The 18,791-nt window shown below is 54.5% G+C and carries 11 protein-coding genes and 2 pseudogenes; 4 read left to right on the forward strand and 9 right to left on the reverse strand.

Going from position 1 to position 18,791, the window contains the following annotated elements; genetic code table 11:
• Window positions 1–246: 246 nt before the first annotated feature.
• The 3 genes from cas3f to hglS form a co-directional block, all read right to left on the reverse strand.
• A complete protein-coding gene (gene cas3f, locus JJB97_RS09560) occupies window positions 247–3,234 on the reverse strand; it encodes a type I-F CRISPR-associated helicase Cas3f (protein ID WP_238713796.1) in 2,988 nt (995 codons plus the stop codon).
• An 810-nt stretch (window positions 3,235–4,044) separates the two neighbouring features.
• Window positions 4,045–5,559: a carboxylesterase/lipase family protein gene (locus JJB97_RS09565; protein WP_238713797.1), complete on the reverse strand. Its 1,515-nt coding sequence runs from the start codon at window positions 5,557–5,559 to the stop codon at window positions 4,045–4,047.
• 40 nt (window positions 5,560–5,599) lie between these two features.
• Window positions 5,600–6,943 carry a 2-oxoadipate dioxygenase/decarboxylase HglS gene (gene hglS / locus JJB97_RS09570; RefSeq protein WP_238713798.1) on the reverse strand — a complete coding sequence of 448 codons (1,344 nt, stop codon included), beginning with the start codon at window positions 6,941–6,943 and terminating at the stop codon, window positions 5,600–5,602.
• Window positions 6,944–7,248: 305 nt separating this feature from the next.
• Here hglS and JJB97_RS09575 point away from each other — a divergent pair, with 305 nt between their 5' ends.
• Window positions 7,249–8,169 carry a LysR substrate-binding domain-containing protein gene (locus JJB97_RS09575; protein WP_238713799.1) on the forward strand — a complete coding sequence of 307 codons (921 nt, stop codon included), beginning with the start codon at window positions 7,249–7,251 and terminating at the stop codon, window positions 8,167–8,169.
• A gap of 177 nt (window positions 8,170–8,346) precedes the next feature.
• Window positions 8,347–8,649, forward strand: coding sequence for a YdgH/BhsA/McbA family protein (locus JJB97_RS09580; RefSeq protein ID WP_238713800.1), 303 nt, complete (start codon window positions 8,347–8,349; stop codon window positions 8,647–8,649).
• 156 nt (window positions 8,650–8,805) lie between these two features.
• Here the strand turns inward: JJB97_RS09580 and JJB97_RS18560 are convergent.
• Both JJB97_RS18560 and tssD read right to left on the reverse strand, forming a co-directional pair.
• A pseudogene (locus JJB97_RS18560) lies at window positions 8,806–9,080 on the reverse strand (arylsulfatase regulator).
• 54 nt (window positions 9,081–9,134) lie between these two features.
• Window positions 9,135–9,390 (reverse strand): annotated as a pseudogene (gene tssD, locus JJB97_RS09585) (type VI secretion system tube protein TssD); the annotation flags it as partial.
• 86 nt (window positions 9,391–9,476) lie between these two features.
• Here tssD and JJB97_RS09590 point away from each other — a divergent pair.
• Window positions 9,477–9,815, forward strand: coding sequence for a hypothetical protein (locus JJB97_RS09590; RefSeq protein WP_238713801.1), 339 nt, complete (start codon window positions 9,477–9,479; stop codon window positions 9,813–9,815).
• A 108-nt stretch (window positions 9,816–9,923) separates the two neighbouring features.
• Here JJB97_RS09590 and JJB97_RS09595 read toward each other — a convergent pair whose 3' ends face one another.
• From JJB97_RS09595 to hrpA, 4 genes are all read right to left on the reverse strand, one after another.
• Complete coding sequence (locus JJB97_RS09595; RefSeq protein ID WP_238713816.1) at window positions 9,924–11,042, reverse strand: S-(hydroxymethyl)glutathione dehydrogenase/class III alcohol dehydrogenase; 1,119 nt, start codon at window positions 11,040–11,042, stop codon at window positions 9,924–9,926.
• A 322-nt stretch (window positions 11,043–11,364) separates the two neighbouring features.
• A complete protein-coding gene (gene aldA, locus JJB97_RS09600; RefSeq protein ID WP_238713817.1) occupies window positions 11,365–12,804 on the reverse strand; it encodes an aldehyde dehydrogenase in 1,440 nt (479 codons plus the stop codon).
• 218 nt (window positions 12,805–13,022) lie between these two features.
• Entirely contained in the window at window positions 13,023–13,820 is a 798-nt protein-coding gene (locus JJB97_RS09605; protein WP_238713802.1) for a YdcF family protein, read from the reverse strand.
• A gap of 133 nt (window positions 13,821–13,953) precedes the next feature.
• Window positions 13,954–17,853, reverse strand: coding sequence for an ATP-dependent RNA helicase HrpA (gene hrpA / locus JJB97_RS09610; protein ID WP_238713803.1), 3,900 nt, complete (start codon window positions 17,851–17,853; stop codon window positions 13,954–13,956).
• 203 nt (window positions 17,854–18,056) lie between these two features.
• Between hrpA and azoR the strand changes: the two genes are divergently transcribed.
• Window positions 18,057–18,662, forward strand: a complete 606-nt coding sequence (gene azoR / locus JJB97_RS09615) for an FMN-dependent NADH-azoreductase (RefSeq protein WP_238713804.1) — start codon at window positions 18,057–18,059, stop codon at window positions 18,660–18,662.
• Window positions 18,663–18,791 lie beyond the last annotated feature (129 nt).

Genomic DNA, 18,791 nt, shown 5'->3' on the forward strand with positions numbered 1-18,791 from the left:
AAAATAAGTTTTTTCTACGAACGCAAACACCCGCTTGTAAGTACAATGATTTATTATCCAGAACATTGAGCTAATTAGCAGTGTCAGAAAAAACGCATTTTATTTTTTGCGAGATAAGTCTCCTCACGACGCATCGTTAAACAGGACATTAATGGGCATGAAACTTTTCCAGATATTATGCGCCTTCTTTATTCAAACCAGCGCAATACGTTTCATCGAAACAAACGCGGCGACGCGCGGTGATATTTAATCAGGCGTGCGAAACACGCCCAACAACGGATGAAACCACCACGGATCCGCACTACTTCGTTTATGCACACGCAGCGTTACTTCACCATAACGTTCCGATACTGCCGTCAGCGTCATTTTTCGTTCATCGGCAAGCGCTGTTAGTACGACATTGTAATCAATACGAAACCACGGCTTTACGCCTTCGCCCATCGTGAGTTCGCAGCGTATAAATCGCTCCGATGCTTTCCAGTTTCCCGTTTCGGTTTTAAAAAAAAATGCGGGTATATCGTCGTTGTTCGACATACGAATAAAAAACTGCGCCTGGGGGCCAGTGCAGCGAAACGGTCGACGTCGCTGTAACTCGGCGCACCAGGTCACGGGCGCACGCCACCAGAGCGCAGCCGCCGGCGCTTTCATCTCATCCTGACCTAACAGTTCCGCTCTGAGCCGCCGGTGTTCCAGCGCGGCGAAGGCATTATCATCGTTATTCTCCGCAATGCGCGCCAGCGCGTTGATGCCCCGACAGGCAGCCTCCGGCAGCAAATCCTGCATGTCATGGCTGGGCAATGACCATTTCAGGGTTTCGTAACCCGGCTGGCAGTAAGCCGGATTACGTCCGCTAAGCGCGTTAATGTTACGTCCAAGGATAATCAGGTTCGGCGAGGCGGGCGCTATTGCACGATGGCGCTGTATGCGTCCGGCAAACTGAATAAGTGAACGCATAGAACTGGGTTCGATAATGCCCCAGTGCGCATCCCAGTCGCGCCCCACTTCAACCACGGATGTGGCCAGCACGACAAAGAGATGGCGCCGCGCCAGACTGTCGGACAGCGCCGCGCTGACTTCCGGCAACTGCCACAACTGCGCCGGATCGCGACGATCAAATGCCCTGTCGAGCCGTTTTTCAATAAATGAGCGCACCGCCAGCGGGTGCTGGCTATGGTAAATACTGTAATGTATACAGCAGCCGTCCGGCGACGCCTGCGCCATTAACGTTTGGGCCACGGCCACCAGCGGGTCAATATTGGCGAGAAGCACTATCCCCAACGAGACGGTTTTGCCGCTTTGGTGGCGGTCATGATGATCTGCATCCAGACGCAGCATCTGGCGCTGCACTTCAGCGGCAACGGCGTCAATTGCGCCACGGCGACCGGCAGCAGCGGCCCTGACCGGCACAATATTTCCCAGCCGCAGGCGCTTTTGTTCAGACAGGCGGCTGGCGCGAAGCAGGGCAAACTCACGATGCGCCATACTAAAAGTCTCATCACTCGCCGCATCCCGGGCCGTTGATCCATATTCATCAAACCAGGCGCAGCAAATATTCAACGACACTCCCGCGTCGCCGCATTCACGCTGCCATGCGCGCCGCCCTTCGCAATAGGCGCTAAACAGCGTTTCTACCTGCGCCGGGGGTAGCGTTGCCGATGACAACAACACCCGAGCGCCCAGCATACCGGCCCAGTGAACCAGCCGACACTGGGCATGTAAATCGGCAGGATCGAAATCGTCCGGTTCGTCGAGCACCAGATCGCTGCTCAACAGACGCAACATAGCCGGAATTTGTCTACCGCCGCTTACGCCTTCAACCGCAGGCATCAGGTGATCTATCGTGGTGACCAGCACTGGCGCGCATACCATCCGCGCTACGCGCGGGTCTTTATTCAGCCATTCCCCGAGCGGGCCTGCGCAAACAACGCCGGCAAAATGTACATCATCGCTCTCCTCCAGCATCGCGTCGGCGCTGTCGCTGCCGTCATCCGGTTCGGGCAAAGGGGGGTCATGAAGCTCTCGCGCCGCCGTCGAACCGGTCAGCACCGCTAACAGGTCATGGCTTAAACCCAGCCTTTTTTCCAGCATGCTGGCAGTTTGCAGAGTCAGCGTGCGTAGCCCAAGCGCAACGCTGAAGCGACAGCCCCTGTGAGGATCTGACAGCGCAGACATAATGCGGGCATTGGCGAAGGTTTTGCCACACCCTGTAGAGGCCATGTTAATGCCGAAAAAACCGTGCCGTCGGCTACGCGCGCGCAGCGCAAACGCCACATCCCAGGCGCTGTTCTGCCAGCGGTAGCGTTTATCAACGATCCGCTCGCAAAAACCCGGCTGCTCCCCGATAGCCGGCAACAGGGCCATTGCGCGCGGCAGCATACGCCCAATCAGCATCGAATAGTGCGCCACGCCGCAAAGGTGTTCGTCCAGCCGCTGATGCATCGTCCGCAATCCCCCGCTTTTAGCGCCGTTAGCCCAGACGACATAGTTTTCATCCCGCCACGCCGGCGCAGCGGGCTGCGCCGAATAATGGTGATCGGCCAGCATTAAGGTCAGGCGCGCCATATGCTGAGTAAACAGGCAGCCCTGCTCGCCGGCGCCGCGCAACACTTGCAGTTTCATCGCCTGCCTTGAGACCTGTTGCGCCTTATGCCGCCAGGTACGGCTGCGCAGCGGCGTTCCTTGTGGGAAGGTCCAGACAGTTTCAAAAATTTTACGCGTTTTAAACTTCTTGTGATTCAACGAGTTCCAGTCTGGATTAAGCTGATTTTCCAGCCACTGGCGACAGTATGCAATATCAGGCTCCCCGGTACGCGCCTGCGGAAGGCGGTGATGTGAGAGAATAAGCCAGCCAACGGCGCGCGCAAGCGGCGCCAGGCTGCGCAGCGGGCTGGCGTTCAGCGCCTGCCCGCTCACGGGGCAAATACGCCTGTCCGGATGGTCTTTAACCAGCTTCGCCAGCAGCGGTTTCTCATCAGCGCTGGATAATTGCCCCAGTTTTGCCAGCCATTCATCATCGCTTTTTTGCCCCGCAAATGCCTCAAACAGGCGCAGCGAAATCCATTCATGGCGATAGGGCTGAAAACGAAATTTCCCAGTGCCGGCCAGCGATTGTTGAAAACAGCGCCCGGCTTTGCCGAAATCGTGAAACAATGCGGCAATGGCGGCCAGCACGGCAAACGTTTCAGCGCTACGCCAGCTATTCACTCCGCCGTCACGCACAGGCGCATTACCCATAAACGGCATCAGCCCACGCTACCAGGTCCGTCTGAAATAATGGCGCGCTTCGGCGTGTAGTTTGCCGCAACGGATACGGATAGCGCAGCGCGTTCGGTTGTTCATAAATGGCAGGCTTCGGCCTGGCTACACCACTTTTACGCCGGTTAAAGCGAACGGGAGTATGGCAATAACTGAGATAATGATTATCAGCATGGTTTGAATAAAATAGTGTGGGCCTGGAAAATACAGACATACCGCAACGCTCCCGTTTTAACAGAGAGTTTCACTTTAAAAATTTACCGGCATTATACCTGTCAAAAAAATAAATATCATTTCCCTACCACCTTAAACAGATTAATCATTATGTGTTTAAATTTCTCCTGGTGGAAATTACCCAACCAAACTGAGTTTAATATAACAAAAATTTCCAGTTAATATTTTAAAAATAAATTAGCATAGCGGAATACAAAATCGTTAATCTTAATGACGTTGAAACCTCTATGTTTTTATTTTCGTTGAGGCAGGTCGTGAATAATCAGTTCCCGGCGGCAGCATAAATACCGGCACGCTGATAGTGTACCAGTTGCTTAACGGCGCGCCTTCAAGGATTAAACATAAATAAAAAAACGCCAACTCATCAGATCAGCGTAATCTCAATCCGGAAGTGCGATTTACAGGAAGTATATCGCAGACAACAGAGTTATTTTTTACAACAATAAACACAAGCCGTTTATTCATTTCTACAAATAAAAAATGTGCTTGTGTGGTAAATATTTTACTGGAAAGCGGGCTGGCGCTGCGCAAACAGGAAAAAATCCTTGTACATACTCACTTATCCAGACTCACGTGGCGTTTCATCACGCGCTTAAACAGCGCCATTCTGGCGCGCATAAAATGTTTTTCGATACGAAAGCCCGCGCGTCGGTTAAGGCCAATGCGCAGCAGGCGATCGACGCCGCGTACGCTTGCAGGCCAGGCAACCGGGCCTGGCAATACCGGGGGGGCGGCCATGTCATGGCGGGCAAAAGCAACCCAGTAATCCGCCACCTGGCCGGCAAACGCAATATCCTGTGCGCTGACACAGGCGCTGGCGGGCGGCGTGCGGTGTAGGTTATCAAATGCATAGACCACTTCATCGCCATGCCCGGCGCCGCTGGGACAGGTTGAATATTCAGACTCGCAGACATAATCAAACCAATATCGCCAGCACGGCAACCCAAGCCGCTGCTGGGCCTGCATGACGACATAACCCATTGTCGTAAAGACCATATCCCGACACACCTGGCGCCCCAGCTCTTCATCGCGACGCACGCCGGGATACAATAACCTGATAAGCCCCAGACCAAACCTGTCTTCACGACGTATACGCTGAATTTCTTTTTCAGCATTAACGTTAAATACCGCCATAACGCTGGCCTCATCGCTGTTACTACCCACCATTACCGGCATCCGATGATGACGTGCGGCAAAGAAGACGTCGAGCATGGGGACAGGCAATACCCGATCGCCGCAAACCGGCGCAGGGCCGATATTCAGCGGCGAAGCCAACTGAGAAAACGCTTGCGCCGGAAGCGCGCGTAGACGATCGGCGGTGGCGTTCCTGAGTCCAAAATGCTGCGCCACGGCGACGCCCTGCGTTAGCGCCTTATCGAGACTGACATCGCTGAGCGTATAGGCGCTCTGAATAATCGCTTTATGAAACAGGCCGCCCGCCAGCGGCGAAGCCAGCAAAGACAGTACGCTACGCGCGCCGGCAGATTCGCCAAACAGCGTGACATTGCCGGGATCGCCGCCAAAATGGGCTATGTTATCGCGCACCCAGGCCAGCGCGGCAATCTGATCCAGCAGCCCGAAATTACAGGTCTGACCGAGCGGATCCTCTCCGGTAAGCGCCGGGTGCGCGAAGAAACCAAGATGCCCCAGGCGATAGTTGAGCGTGACCAGCACAACGCCTCGCGCGGCCAGCGCGTCGCCGTTATAGGGCGGCAAACTACCCGCGCCAAGGGTAAAACCGCCGCCGTGCAGCCAAACCATGACCGGCAGCGGCGTACTACGCGCGGCAGGCGCCCAGACATTGAGGTACAGGCAGTCTTCTGAAAAGACACCCGGATCGCCGCCGCCGACCTCACAACACGTCTGCGCGTCCTGCCACGGCGACGGCCCAAATTTATCGGCCATTTTTACCCCTTCCCACGGCGTAGCCGGCCGCGGCGCGCGCCAGCGCCCTTCTCCGGTAGGTGGTTGAGCATAGGGAATGCCGCGCCAAACGGCAATACCGTTGTCGAGCGTACCGGCCAACTGGCCCTGAGAAAGCGTGACAATGGGGAAGCGTGGGTTTTCCATACAACCGTCCTTAATTTTGTACCCACGCAGATTACCGCGTTTACAATAGACCGCAACGCCGTTTACTACGATTTTCCGCCTCCTGATACAGCGCAAACGCATCCAGCGGCGGGCAGCCAAGGGCGGCGACAAAGCGCTCACGGCTGGCTCGCCCCGCGTTCAGCATTTTTGTACGATCGCCGGAACTGGACTGAAAAATACCCGCCGCACTCACCGGCAGGAAGTCTTCATAGGTAACAGGATGAGCCTCGATCCAGCCGAGCTCTATCAGGCGACACACATCCTTTGCAGGATGAATAGCGTGGCGATGACCCTCGCCCGCAGGCGTCAGGCGATAGCGAAAATAACCCAGTTGCTGGCGTATGATTTCGTTTTCATCGTCCGGGAAGGGGCGAAATACTTCCTGTAGGCGCAGTTGGTGGCTAAAGTTATCGACACCGCTTCCGGCTTCAAACAGCAGTCTGTCGTACAACGCATGCCCTTTCGGCGTTAGCGCCATACCGCGCTGTTCGATTTCGCCAAAGCGGGCGGTGTGGGCGCCCGGGCTGTCGCCATGAAATATGATGCGCTCCTCAAGCGCCTGGAAACTGGTCTGGCGTAGCAAAATGGGCCGCTCACGCCGCGGCGGCCCCTCAATGACGGCTTTAGGCGTAATACCGCAATCCGGCATCATAGCCTGGACACGATCAATATCCAGCGTACGTGGCGTAAGATGGTTGATATGACAACCGCGAAAACACACCACGTCGGCAACCAACCTGTGCGCCCGGGAGAGCGACTCATAGGTGGCGGCATCCACCAGGGCATGGTTATGCCAGCGGAAAGTTTCCAGCGCTTCGGTAACGAACGCCTGCGCCTGCCGCTCGCTAAATCCCTGGCGTTGCTCATGCAACGCCAGCAGTTCGCGACAGCGCGGGGTAAAGATGTCACGCTTTGCCAGAATACTTTGCGCGCGCCGACGCAGCTTTTCATCTTCAATAAGTTCAGGACGCAACAGCGAGGTAAACAGCCGGAACGGATTGCGCGCCAACGACGCATCATCAATTGGGCGAAATGCAGTGGAATGTACCGGCACGCCCGCTTGCGACAGATCGTAATAGCCCACAGGATACATACCCATAATGGCAAAAATACGCCGCAGCATCGCAAGTTCCTGCGCAGTGCCGACGCGAATAGCGCCGTGGCGCTCCACGTTCAGCCGGGCAAGCTCTCCTGCATTCGCCAACTGCTGATGAAGCTGCGGAGAATTTTCCAGCACGCTGAGATTCACATCCGCCACCAGCTCCAGCAAAGTACTGTATTGAGGAACTTCTTGCTGATACATGGCCGACATCGCCTGAGCAAATATCTCCCGGATGTAATCTGCCGTGACGGTATTCGTCATTGTGCTACGCCTCCAGTGGATTGTTTAGTTATCCCATTTTTTTACCGAATATGTCACTGGAAAGCGTAGTCCGCCCGCAGATACGAAGAAGAATTATTTGCATTTTGTGATCTTCTTTCCAGCGCGGGCCAGGACGTGACAAAACATCTCCCTTCCAAAATGCAGGCTTAGCCAGTTTTGCTCACCCGGGACAGAACGCGTTTTTCAGCCGCCATCGCCTTTATGTTAATTTTAATTTGCAAACAGGTTAACAAAATTAAGTAAATGTCCTTGTTTCGCCCCCCCTACTGTTTTTACCTTTAGCTATGGATAAAAATACCCTCTTTAGCCAGCGTATCCGCTTACGCCACCTCCATACCTTTGTCGCTGTCGCTCAGCAGGGGACGCTGGGACGCGCGGCTGAAACGCTTCATCTCAGCCAGCCCGCACTGTCTAAGACACTTAATGAACTGGAACAACTAACCGGCACACGCCTGTTTGAACGCGGGCGCCTTGGCGCGCAGCTTACATTAAAGGGTGAACAGTTTCTGACCCACGCCGTACGAGTGCTCGATGCTCTTAACCATGCCGCGCTTTCATTGAAATCTCCTGGCGACCAGAGCGCCGATGTGGTGCGTATTGGCGCTCTGCCCACGGCGGCCCCCGGTATTTTGCCCGCCATTATCGGCCCCTTCCACGCCAGTCATCCCGGCGTAACAATACAGGTAGCGGCCATGAGCAACGCCATGCTGCTGGCAGGGTTGAAAACAGGCGAAATTGATTTGGGCATTGGCCGTGTGGCCGATCCTGAATTGATGGCCGGACTTAGCTATGAACCGCTATTTCGGGAAACCCTGAAGCTGGTTGTACGCCCTGAGCACCCATTGCTCAACGTTACCATTACGCTGAAACAGGTAATGGAATGGCCGGTAATTGTCCCGCCGGCGGGCACTGCGCCACGCCAGATAGCCGAAACTTTGCTTGTAAGCCAGGGTTGTAAGCTGCCTGCCGCCTGTGTGGAAACCCTGTCAGCCTCGCTTTCACGCCAGCTAACGCTGAATTATCCATATGTGTGGTTTGTTCCATCCGGCGCAGTAAAAGAAGATTTGCGCCAGGGGATGCTGTGTACGTTACCTGTTAAAATATCGGGTATGGGCGATCCCATCGGCATCCTGACCCGTGTAGCGCATCCGATGCCCCACAGCGCCACGCTATTGCTGGCCTGCATTCGAAAAGGCGTACCCTGAATGGCCGCGTCACTTCTTCGCACGGGTTAACATCTGTTTTTTTTGAATTTTTATTTTGAAAATCAACTAATTAAATTTAGTTAAGGACAGATGTCGCTTTTTTACTGATGCGCGCTACACTTCTGATGACGGTCCGCGTGACCGCTATTTCGTTTATCAAACAAGGATGCTTCAGTGATGAAAAAAACAGCCTTAATTGCCTGCGTTATGATGTCTGCTGTCTCCTTTAGCGCATTTGCTGCAACGCAAATCTCTAAAGATGAAGCAGATCATTTCAAACTGACTTCGCTGGGTAATGTGAACGTCTCCACCTCCGGCGGCACCGTCTCCTCCCCAAGCGATCTTCATAACAAGCTGTCCAAACTTGCTGATGATAAAGGCGGCCAGTATTACAGAATTATCGCCGCACGCGAACACGGGCCGAACTTTGTAGCCGTCGCGGAAGTGTACAAAGACGCCAGACAGGCGGTAGTGAAGTAACGCCAGCCGCTTCTGGCGTTTTCGCCAGAAAAGCGCTCCCCGTCGGGGGGCGCTCACCGCTTTCTTGTCCCGACTACTTTTTGGCGGCAAAAATGACGTCAGTAGTTTCTTATGGGGTTCTACGTCGGAACCGTCGAAATTTCCGGCGCGAGGTTTTTAGTGATCTTTCGCCACCTCAATGACTCCATCTGCAATGCCCAGTGCCAGCCTTTCCATCCATTTTGCAAAGCGAAAATATCCAGGGTATTGCAGGCAAATGTAGCCCATCTGGATTTTTTGAAGCGCTGTCCATCACCCGTTTAAAGGCTTCCATATAGTCATAACAGCCCTGCAATAACAGAGCATCGCCATTTTTCTGTCAGAGGAAACCGGCTGGCATAATCATGAACCATTTTCGCCAGTTGTCGCTGTTCTGCGGTTAAGTCAACCATTTTCTCTCCTCGTTTGTGTCAAAGGAAGCGCTTGCCCCCTTATGCTCTTTGTCATCAGGCACAACAACGATCGTTCCATGAATCACGATAGTTAATATTACCCTCCGTGTACTTCCAGGTAATCGCCTCATAACACAATTCGAGTGTTTCAAGGTGGCGACAAGTATGGCGCAACCGTTGTGAACTTGACGTTTTCCAGAATAATATTGAAATATTCGGCCTCGATGCCCGATTCCAGAATACGGTACATCTTGATTGTTGCCTTCTTCATGGTTCGGCCTTCACAGACAGCGCGGTACAGGAGTGGTGTTTTACCCCGCCGGCGTCTTTTGATATCAACGGCGAAAACCAGGAAAATTCATTTTCTTATTTTTGATTTTGATCAAAAATAACCCCATGACAAATTCTACGTTAACCCTTTGCCTCTCCAGCGACGTATCCGCCAGGCTATTGCCCGACATCGAAGCGCTTGTCGCGCCTGCGGATATCAATGTCTTCCTTAATGCTCTCTGTACGCCCTCGCAGACCAGGGTGGAATGCAGCCAGACGCAGCACGTTTGTTCGCTGCTGACGGCCGCTATCATGACCTGGCTGCGCCTTTGCGTAACGCGCGGGATGCATATCTGGCGCGGCGCTGAGCAAATAAACCTCCATGAGCTGTCTGCACAGAAGCTCTTTACATTGCTCATGGAGCCGCAGGCGCAGCTACGGCTGACGCTTGATGAAACAACGTAAACTTACACCATAGCGAATACGCCCGACGGGTTGACAATACCGCCAGCGGCGATACCCGAATCTCTGTCCAACGGGCGAAAAGGCCGCTCAGCAGCGGCGGCCCGTTAATTACGCATCGCCGAAGTGGATGACGGTGCGAATGGATTTTCCTTCATGCATCAACTCAAACGCCTCGTTAATTCTCTCCAGCGGCAGGCGATGGGTGATAAACGGATCAAGATGAATTCTGCCCGCCATTGCGTCTTCCACCATCCCCGGCAACTGGCTGCGCCCCTTTACGCCGCCAAAGGCGCTGCCGCGCCAGACGCGCCCCGTGACTAGCTGGAACGGACGGGTACGGATTTCCTGCCCGGCCCCGGCCACGCCGATGATAATGCTTTCCCCCCAACCTTTGTGGCAGCACTCAAGCGCGCTGCGCATCACATCAACGTTGCCGATACATTCGAAGCTGAAATCCACGCCGCCGTCGGTCATAGCGACAACAACATCCTGTATCGGTTTATCGTAATCTTTCGGGTTAACGCAGTCGGTCGCCCCCATTTCCTGCGCCAGCGCAAACTTTTCCGCATTGGTATCAATTGCGATAATACGCCCGGCTTTTGCCTGCACCGCCCCCTGAATCACCGCAAGGCCAATGCCGCCCAGGCCAAATACCGCCACGCTATCGCCAGGCTTCACTTTTGCCGTGTTGTGTACCGCGCCGATACCAGTGGTTACGCCGCAGCCCAACAGGCAAACTTTATCCAGAGGCGCATGGGGATTTATTTTTGCCAGTGAAATTTCAGCAACCACCGTATATTCGCTAAACGTGCTGGTCCCCATATAATGATAAACAGGCTTGCCGTTATAAGAAAAACGCGTGGTGCCGTCCGGCATCAGGCCTTTTCCCTGCGTACCGCGTACCGCCTGGCAAAGATTGGTTTTTCCCGAAGTGCAGAATTTGCATACGCCGCATTCAGCGGTGTATAGCGGAATAACGCGATCGCCCGGGCTGAGGCTGGTCACGCCCTCGCCGACTTCTACAACTACCCCACCGCCTTCATGCCCCAATACCGCCGGGAATACGCCTTCAGGATCGTCGCCGGAAAGGGTGAACGCGTCGGTATGGCACACGCCGGTATGGGTAATTTTCACCAGTACTTCGCCTTTTTGGGGCGCCGCCACGTCAATTTCTACAATTTCCAGCGGCTTACCCGGCCCAAATGCAACAGCAGCACGTGATTTAATCATTGTCTTCTTCCGTTGGTATGAATAATGTCAAAACCAGCACGCGCCAGACGGCAAAAAACTACGCTACGCGCCGTTTTCAGTCTCGTCTTAACTGCTGGCGGCTCATAAGTGAGCGACCGGCCTGGCGCAAAGCGATACCTTAACAAGGTAACAATTTTTATCACCGCCTATATTGTATTTCTTATATTCTCAGTCGCTGAATAAAACATTCACAGCAACATGCAACAGACGACACAGGAAACGCAGAGCGCTATTTACCGCCAGACGCGGCAAAATAAGCGCGCCCTGCCTCGCTGCGAGAGGCTATGGGCGCGCTGCGTTACGATTGCAAATACACAACCTGCGTTTGTAAAAACTCATTCAGGCCGTGTTTGCCGTCTGCGCCGCCAATACCGGACTTACGCCAGCCTGCATGGAACCCCTGCATCGCTTCGAAATTTTCACGGTTAATATACGTTTCGCCAAATTTCAGCCCCTTAATTGCCTTCATAGCCACGTTCAAATCACGGGTATAAATTGACGACGTAAGGCCATATTCGCTGTCGTTTGCCATCGCCAGCGCCTCATCCAGCGTGTCAAAAACCACGACTGGCAGTACCGGGCCAAATGTCTCTTCATGGATAATCGCCATAGACTGCTGTACATCCACCAAAAGCGTTGGCGGATAAAAATAACCCGGCCCCTGCGGCGTCTCGCCGCCAAGCACGACGCGTGCGCCCTGCTCCACCGCACGGGCTACTTTTTGCGCCACGCGCGTTCGGGCGGCGGCGTTAATCAGCGGCCCCATCGCTATATCGTCACGCTGCGACGGGTCGCCATATTTCACCTCACGCATCGCCCGGGTAAGGCGCGCGACAAAATCTTCGTATATACCGCGCTGAACGTAAACGCGCTCGGCGCAGTTGCATACCTGGCCGGTATTTATCACGCGGGAATCGACAATCGCTTTTACTGCAAGCCCGGGATCGGCATCAGCCATTACAATAGCAGGCGCTTTGCCGCCCAGCTCAAGGCTGACTTTGGTGATGTTTTTCGCCGCCGTCGCCATGATCTTCTCCCCAGCCGCCACGCTGCCGGTCATACTGACCATCGCCACTTTAGGGCTTGCAGAGAGCGCCTGTCCCACGGTTTCCCCGCGCCCGAATACCAGGTTAAACACCCCGCGCGGCAATCCCGTCTCATGTACGATCTGCGCAAAAGCAATCGCATTATTAGGCGTGAATTCGCTTGGTTTGATAACCACAGTATTGCCTGTTACCAGCGCAGGCGCCATCTTGCGGGCTATCAGGAAAAAGGGGAAATTCCACGGTAGGATACCGGCCACTACGCCAAGCGCACGTTTAAAAACGAGAATATTTTCACCGGGGCGATCGCTTTGTATGATCTCCCCTTCATAACGCCGCGCCCATTCGGCCATATAATCGAGATAGTCTGCTGTGAATGACACCTCCACTGCCGCCAGTTGGCGTGTTTTGCCGCCTTCAGCCACAATCAGCGCCGCAATTTCCTGCTCACGCTCACGAATACCGGCAGCAATTTTGCGCAGCCATACGGCGCGCTCAATAGCCGGCAGCGCTTCCCAGGCGGGCTGCGCGCGCTCGGCGGCATCAATGGCGCGCGCAGCCTCCTGCTCGCCGCCATCCGGAATACGTGAAAGTATTTCCTCCGTTGCCGGATTCACAACGTCAATCCACGAGCCTCCTGCCCAGGCTTCAAATTCACCGTTGATATACATGGGTTGCTTTACAGGTTCAGTCATCATGTACTCCCTTCTGGCGTCTGTGTGAAATTTAATAAAGCGCTTGGTGAATAACCTGTTAAAGAGTCATGAATTGCTGGCTAAAAAGTAACAACGCAAAGCTAATTTTGTGATCAAATCCAAGAAATATCGCTACATAAGCGAGATAGAGAATGGGGAAGAAAGCGGAAGAAATGACCGTATCCGGCGTTGCCGACGCAAACGGTCAGCCTGTTTTTTTACAACACAACGCGCTGGCGCAGCGCGCTAATAGACTGCGAGGCGGCGCTAAGCCTCGTCCAGGCACGTTCTACTTCGGCAGGGATAGCGACGTGCTCAATAAAATCTTTCCCTGCCGGGCCATAGCCGTTTTCATCATCCCGCAGGCGCGGGATCTCGCCCAGCAGCAAAGTTACATAACGCTCCATCGTCCACATTCCCTCATCTCCACCCACAAAATGAAGCGCGTTTTTATCCTCCCGGACTACCGGGATCCGCCCGGGGTATCCCAACCACTGCACCGCCTCCGGCTGCCCGCGCCAGGCGCGGGCAAAGGTCGCCAGCGTACGGCGCTGCATGACGGGATCCTGCGCAACAATCGCACGCTGCGGTTTAAGCCCCTTTTCGGCCAGCAACGCACGCGTAAAGCCGGCATTTTCGCCACAGTTAGTGGAGCGCGTTTCGGTAAAAATTCGCGTCTTCGGTACGTTCCAGAAATGATGTGCGATATCCGCAAGGATTGCCGCCTCAGCACGCCCCGTAGTAGATAAAATATTGTAAGCTTCATGTTGCGCAATGGCGGCATAAAGAAAAGGAGTGGAATGCCCAATGCCGCCGCTTATCACCAGCGGTAATTCGCTTGCGTCCGCCAACCGACAGGCCGCATCAATAGTGGGAATAACGGCATTTCCCGCCAGAATAATGACGTCTGCAGCAACACAAGGCGCCGGCGAAACATCATCCTGCGCCAACCAGCGTCCGAGAGTATTTATCGCCTGGCGAGTCTCTTTGTTAAGAACAGGAAACGTTATCGACATTGTGATCACCTTTTCTCAAAACGCTACCTGTGCCCGCGCCCGGACGCGCGCAAGGGCCAGGTCTACCGCGCGACGGCCGCCGGCTTCACCGCATACACAAAAAACCGGCAAACCAGACAGACATTCCCTCGCTTCAGCCGTTAATCTGCTCCATCGCCTGCAACACGCGCTTGTCGGAAATGGGATATGGCGTGCCAAGCTGCTGGGCGAAGTAACTTACGCGCAACTCTTCTATCATCCAGCGCACGGCCTGTACATCCTCATCGTCGCGGCGCGCCTGCGGTAGTTTATTCAGCCACTCGCGCCACGCCTGCTGCACCTGTTCAACTCTGAGCATTTGCGCGCGATCGCGATGGGGATCGACCGCCATTTTCTCAAGGCGCTTTTCAATCGCCTGTAAATAGCGCTGGGTGTCCGCCAGCCGCAGCCAGCCGTTGCCGGTAACAAAGCCGCGATAAACAAGTCCCCCCATCTGGTTTTTGATATCCGCCAGTCCCAGCGCCATAGACATATCCACACGCCCCTTCAGGCGCTTATTAATGCTAAACACCGTACTGAGAATACGCTCTACCTGCTTTGCGATATCCACTACCGTATCGTTCAGCTCCGCACGCACTTTTTCGTGCAACGCCGCAAACCCTGCCTCATCGCGCACCGGTCCGCCCGCATCATGGATAAGCTTATCCACAGCGCAGGTGATACAGTCGTCAATCAGGTCAAGCACTTTGCCGTAAGGGTTGAAATACAGCCCCAGTTTGGCTTTATTCGGCAGCTTTTCGTGCAGGTATTTAATCGGCGAGGGGATATTCAACAACAGCAGGCGGCGCAGCCCGCGCCACATAGCGTGCGCCTGCTCCTGCGGATTATCGAACAATCTTATCGCTACGCTGTCTTTTTCATCCACCAGCGCAGGCCAGGCTTTAACCTCATAGCCGCCGCGCTTTTGCGCGTAGCTTTGCGGCAATGTGCCAAAACTCCAGATATGCAATCCACGCTGCTCGATACCGTCGTCGGCTACCGCAGAGAGGGTAGCCTGCACTTTTTCCTTCAACCCGCGCTTTAACGCCGCCAGGTCCTTGCCCTCACGCAGCGTTTTGTTGCGCTCATCAACCACTCTGAAGGTCATTTTCAGATGTTCGGGCACCGCATCCCACTGCCAGGCGTCTCGTTCGACACTTACGCCGGTCATCCGTCGCAGTTCGCGTTCCAGGCTTTCCAGCAGCGGCATCGCCAGCGGCGTGGCCCGGCCCAGAAACGCCTCAGCGTAGTTTGGCGCAGGCACGAAATTACGACGCAGCGGTTTGGGCAACGATTTAATCAGCGCCACAATCAGTTCGCGGCGCATACCCGGCACCTGCCATTCAAATCCGCTCTCCTCTACCTGGTTAAGCAGCGGCAGAGGAATATGCAGCGTAACGCCATCGGCGTCGGCGCCCGGTTCAAACTGATAGCTCAATCGCAGCCTGAGATTGCCCTGCTGCCAGAAGTTTGGATAGTCGAGGCGGCTAACCTTTTCCGCGCCTTCCTTGATAAGCATGCTCTTTTTGAAGTTGAGCCGCTCCGGCGTTTCCCGGCTGACTTTTTTCCACCAGCTATCGAAGTGACGGCCTGAAACCACGTCATGGTCAATACGCTGGTCATAAAATTCAAACAGCGTTTCATCGTCAACGAGGATGTCGCGGCGGCGCGTCCGGTGTTCCAGGTCTTCCACTTCAGCGCGCAGCTTCTGATTTTCCTTAAAAAAGGCATGACGGGTCTGCCAGTCGCCCTCCACCAGCGCGTGGCGGATAAACAGTTCGCGACACAGCGCCGGGTCAATATGGCTGTAGTTGACTTTGCGCGCCGCCACAACAGGCACCCCGTAAAGCGTCACTTTTTCCATCGCCATTACCGCGCCCCGGGCACGCTCCCAGTGCGGTTCGCTATAGAAATGCTTAACCAGGTGTTGGGCCAGCGGTTCGATCCACTCTGCCTCAATGCGCGCGGCTATACGGCCCCACAGGCGGCTGGTTTCCACCAGCTCGGCCACCACAACCCATTTGGGCGGCTTTTTAAACAACCCGGAGCCGGGAAAGAGTGAAAAACGGGCGTTGCGGGCGCCGGTATATTCCTGTTTGTCGGCGTCTTTCATTCCAATATGCGACAACAGGCCTGTCAGCAGCGCGCAGTGCACGGCGCGGTAATCCGCCGGTTCACTGTTAACCGGGATACCCAGTTCTTTCACTACCTGGCGTAGTTGGGTATAAACATCCTGCCATTCACGTACCCGCAGCCAGTTTAAAAAATCGGCGCGACACTGGCGGCGAAACTGGTTACCGGATAAGACTCTTTGCTGTTCCTGGAGATAATTCCAAAGATTTACCCAGGCGAAAAAGTCCGATTCTTTGTCGTGAAAACGCCGATGTTTCTCATCCGACGCCTGCTGTTTGTCCTGCGGGCGTTCGCGCGGATCCTGTATTGACAGCGCAGCGGTAATAATCATCGCCTCACGCACGCAGCCCTGGGCCTGCGCTTCAAGCACCATTCGCGCCAGCCTTGGATCTAACGGCAGGCGCGCCAGGCTACGCCCCTGTTCAGTCAGGCGGTAGCCGCCGCGCTCTTCACCGGAGCGAATAGCGCCTAACTCTTCCAGCAGCCGCACGCCGTCCTGAATATTGCGCCGATCGGGAGCTTCAACAAAAGGGAATGCGCTGATATCGCCAAGACCAAGCGCGGTCATTTGCAAAATGACCGACGCCAGGTTAGTGCGCAAGATTTCCGGGTCGGTAAATGCCGGGCGCGACAGAAAGTCTTCTTCGGAATAAAGCCGGATACAGATACCTTCCGATACGCGCCCGCAGCGTCCTTTGCGCTGATTCGCCGAAGCCTGCGACACGGGTTCTATCGGCAGGCGCTGTACTTTGGTGCGAAAGCTGTAGCGGCTAATGCGCGCGGTGCCGGGATCAATGACATATTTAATTCCCGGCACGGTGAGCGAGGTTTCAGCCACGTTCGTCGCCAGCACAATGCGTCGCCCGCCGTGCGGCTGGAATATACGGTTTTGCTCGCTAGTTGACAAACGCGCATAGAGCGGCAGTATTTCAGTATGCGGCAGATCAAGTTTCATCAGGCCGTCTGCGGTATCGCGAATTTCACGCTCGCCGCTCATAAAAATCAGGATATCCCCCGGCCCTTCACGTCCCAGTTCGTCCACAGCGTCAAAAATCGCCTGAAGCTGATCGCGTTCGCCGTCCTGCGCCTCTTCCACAACGGGGCGATAGCGCACTTCAACCGGCCAGGTGCGGCCGGAAACTTCAACGATCGGCGCATTATTAAAATGGCGCGAAAAACGCTGCGGATCGATAGTCGCCGAGGTGATTATCACCTTCAGGTCAGGGCGACGCGCAAGCAACTCTTTCAGATAGCCAAGCAGAAAGTCGATATTCAGGCTGCGTTCGTGGGCTTCGTCGATGATGATGGTATCGTACTGCATCAGCATCCTGTCCTGCTGAATTTCCGCCAGCAAAATACCATCGGTCATCAGTTTCACCTGGGTGCTGTCGCTTATGCGATCGTTAAAACGCACCTTATAACCCACACAGCCGCCAGGCTCAGTTTGCAGCTCTTCAGCAATGCGGTTCGCCACAGTACGCGCGGCCAGGCGGCGCGGCTGCGTATGGCCTATTAGCCCTTTTATACCGCGCCCCAGCGCCATACAAATTTTGGGTAGCTGGGTGGTTTTACCCGAACCGGTTTCGCCGGCAATAATAGTGACCTGGTTATCGCGCACCGTCTCCAGTATCTGCTGTTTTTTCTGACTAACCGGTAGATGTTCAGGGAAAGTTATCGCCGGGCGCAATGCCTCGTGAAGCAGCACCTTCTCTGCCGCTGCGTTAATCGACTGCGAAAGCTCAGCGAAAATGGCTCGTCGGGCGTCGGCATTTTTCACCTTTTTAGCGCCGTGCAGACGACGGCTAAAGCGAATTTTATCGCTCAGCATAAGCGCGTCAAGGCGCGCGATGAGGCTGGAGAAAGTAGGCGTTTGCGTTTCCATGTTTCTGTTTTTTAGGGCAATAAGGCTGCCGGAGAAATCATATTAAGTGAATATACGTAGCTTACCATATTGCGCCGTTAACTGCCTTGTTCAATAAATTCGAACAGGGGCTTCGATATATTGCGCTTTCACTGTAACAAAATTGTGAATAACATCGCTTGTATGCAACTCACAGGCTCGCGACACCACGTAAGGAATTCATAATGAGTAAAGTATTAGTACTTAAATCCAGCATCCTGGCAGGCTACTCTCAGTCCAACCAACTTTCTGACTATTTTATTGAACAATGGCGTGAAAAGCACAGCGCCGATGAGTTTACCATACGCGATTTGGCGGCCAACCCGATACCGGTATTGGACGGCGAACTGGTCGGTGCCATGCGCCCTTCCGACGCCCAGCTCACACCGCGCCAGAAAGAAGCGCTGGCGCTCTCCGACACGCTGATTGCCGAACTGAAGGCGCACGATATTATCGTGATTAACGCGCCGATGTATAATTTTACTATTCCGACGCAGTTGAAAACCTATTTTGACCTGATAGCTCGCGCAGGCGTAACCTTCCGCTATACCGATAAGGGGCCGGAAGGCCTGGTGACCGGCAAACGCGCACTGGTCATCTCCAGCCGCGGCGGCATACATAAGGATGGCCCAGGCGATCTGTTAACGCCCTACGTGAAGCTATTTTTAGGTTTTATTGGCATCACTGACGTTAATTTTGTTTTCGCTGAAGGCGTGGCGATGGGGCCGGAGATTGCCGGTAAAGCGCAAAGCGATGCCAAAGCCGCTATCGATGCGATTGTCACGGCCTGATCGCATCAAACAAAGAGGGCAAAATGGAGTTCCGCCCTCTTTTGAGGTTAACAGCCAAATATCGCTGTATAGGATTACTGGTATTTCGGACCGAAATTATTCAGCCCGGACGTTTGACAACCTGAGCAC

The organism is Tenebrionibacter intestinalis (genome assembly GCF_016632365.1).
Lineage (GTDB): Bacteria > Pseudomonadota > Gammaproteobacteria > Enterobacterales > Enterobacteriaceae > Tenebrionibacter > Tenebrionibacter intestinalis.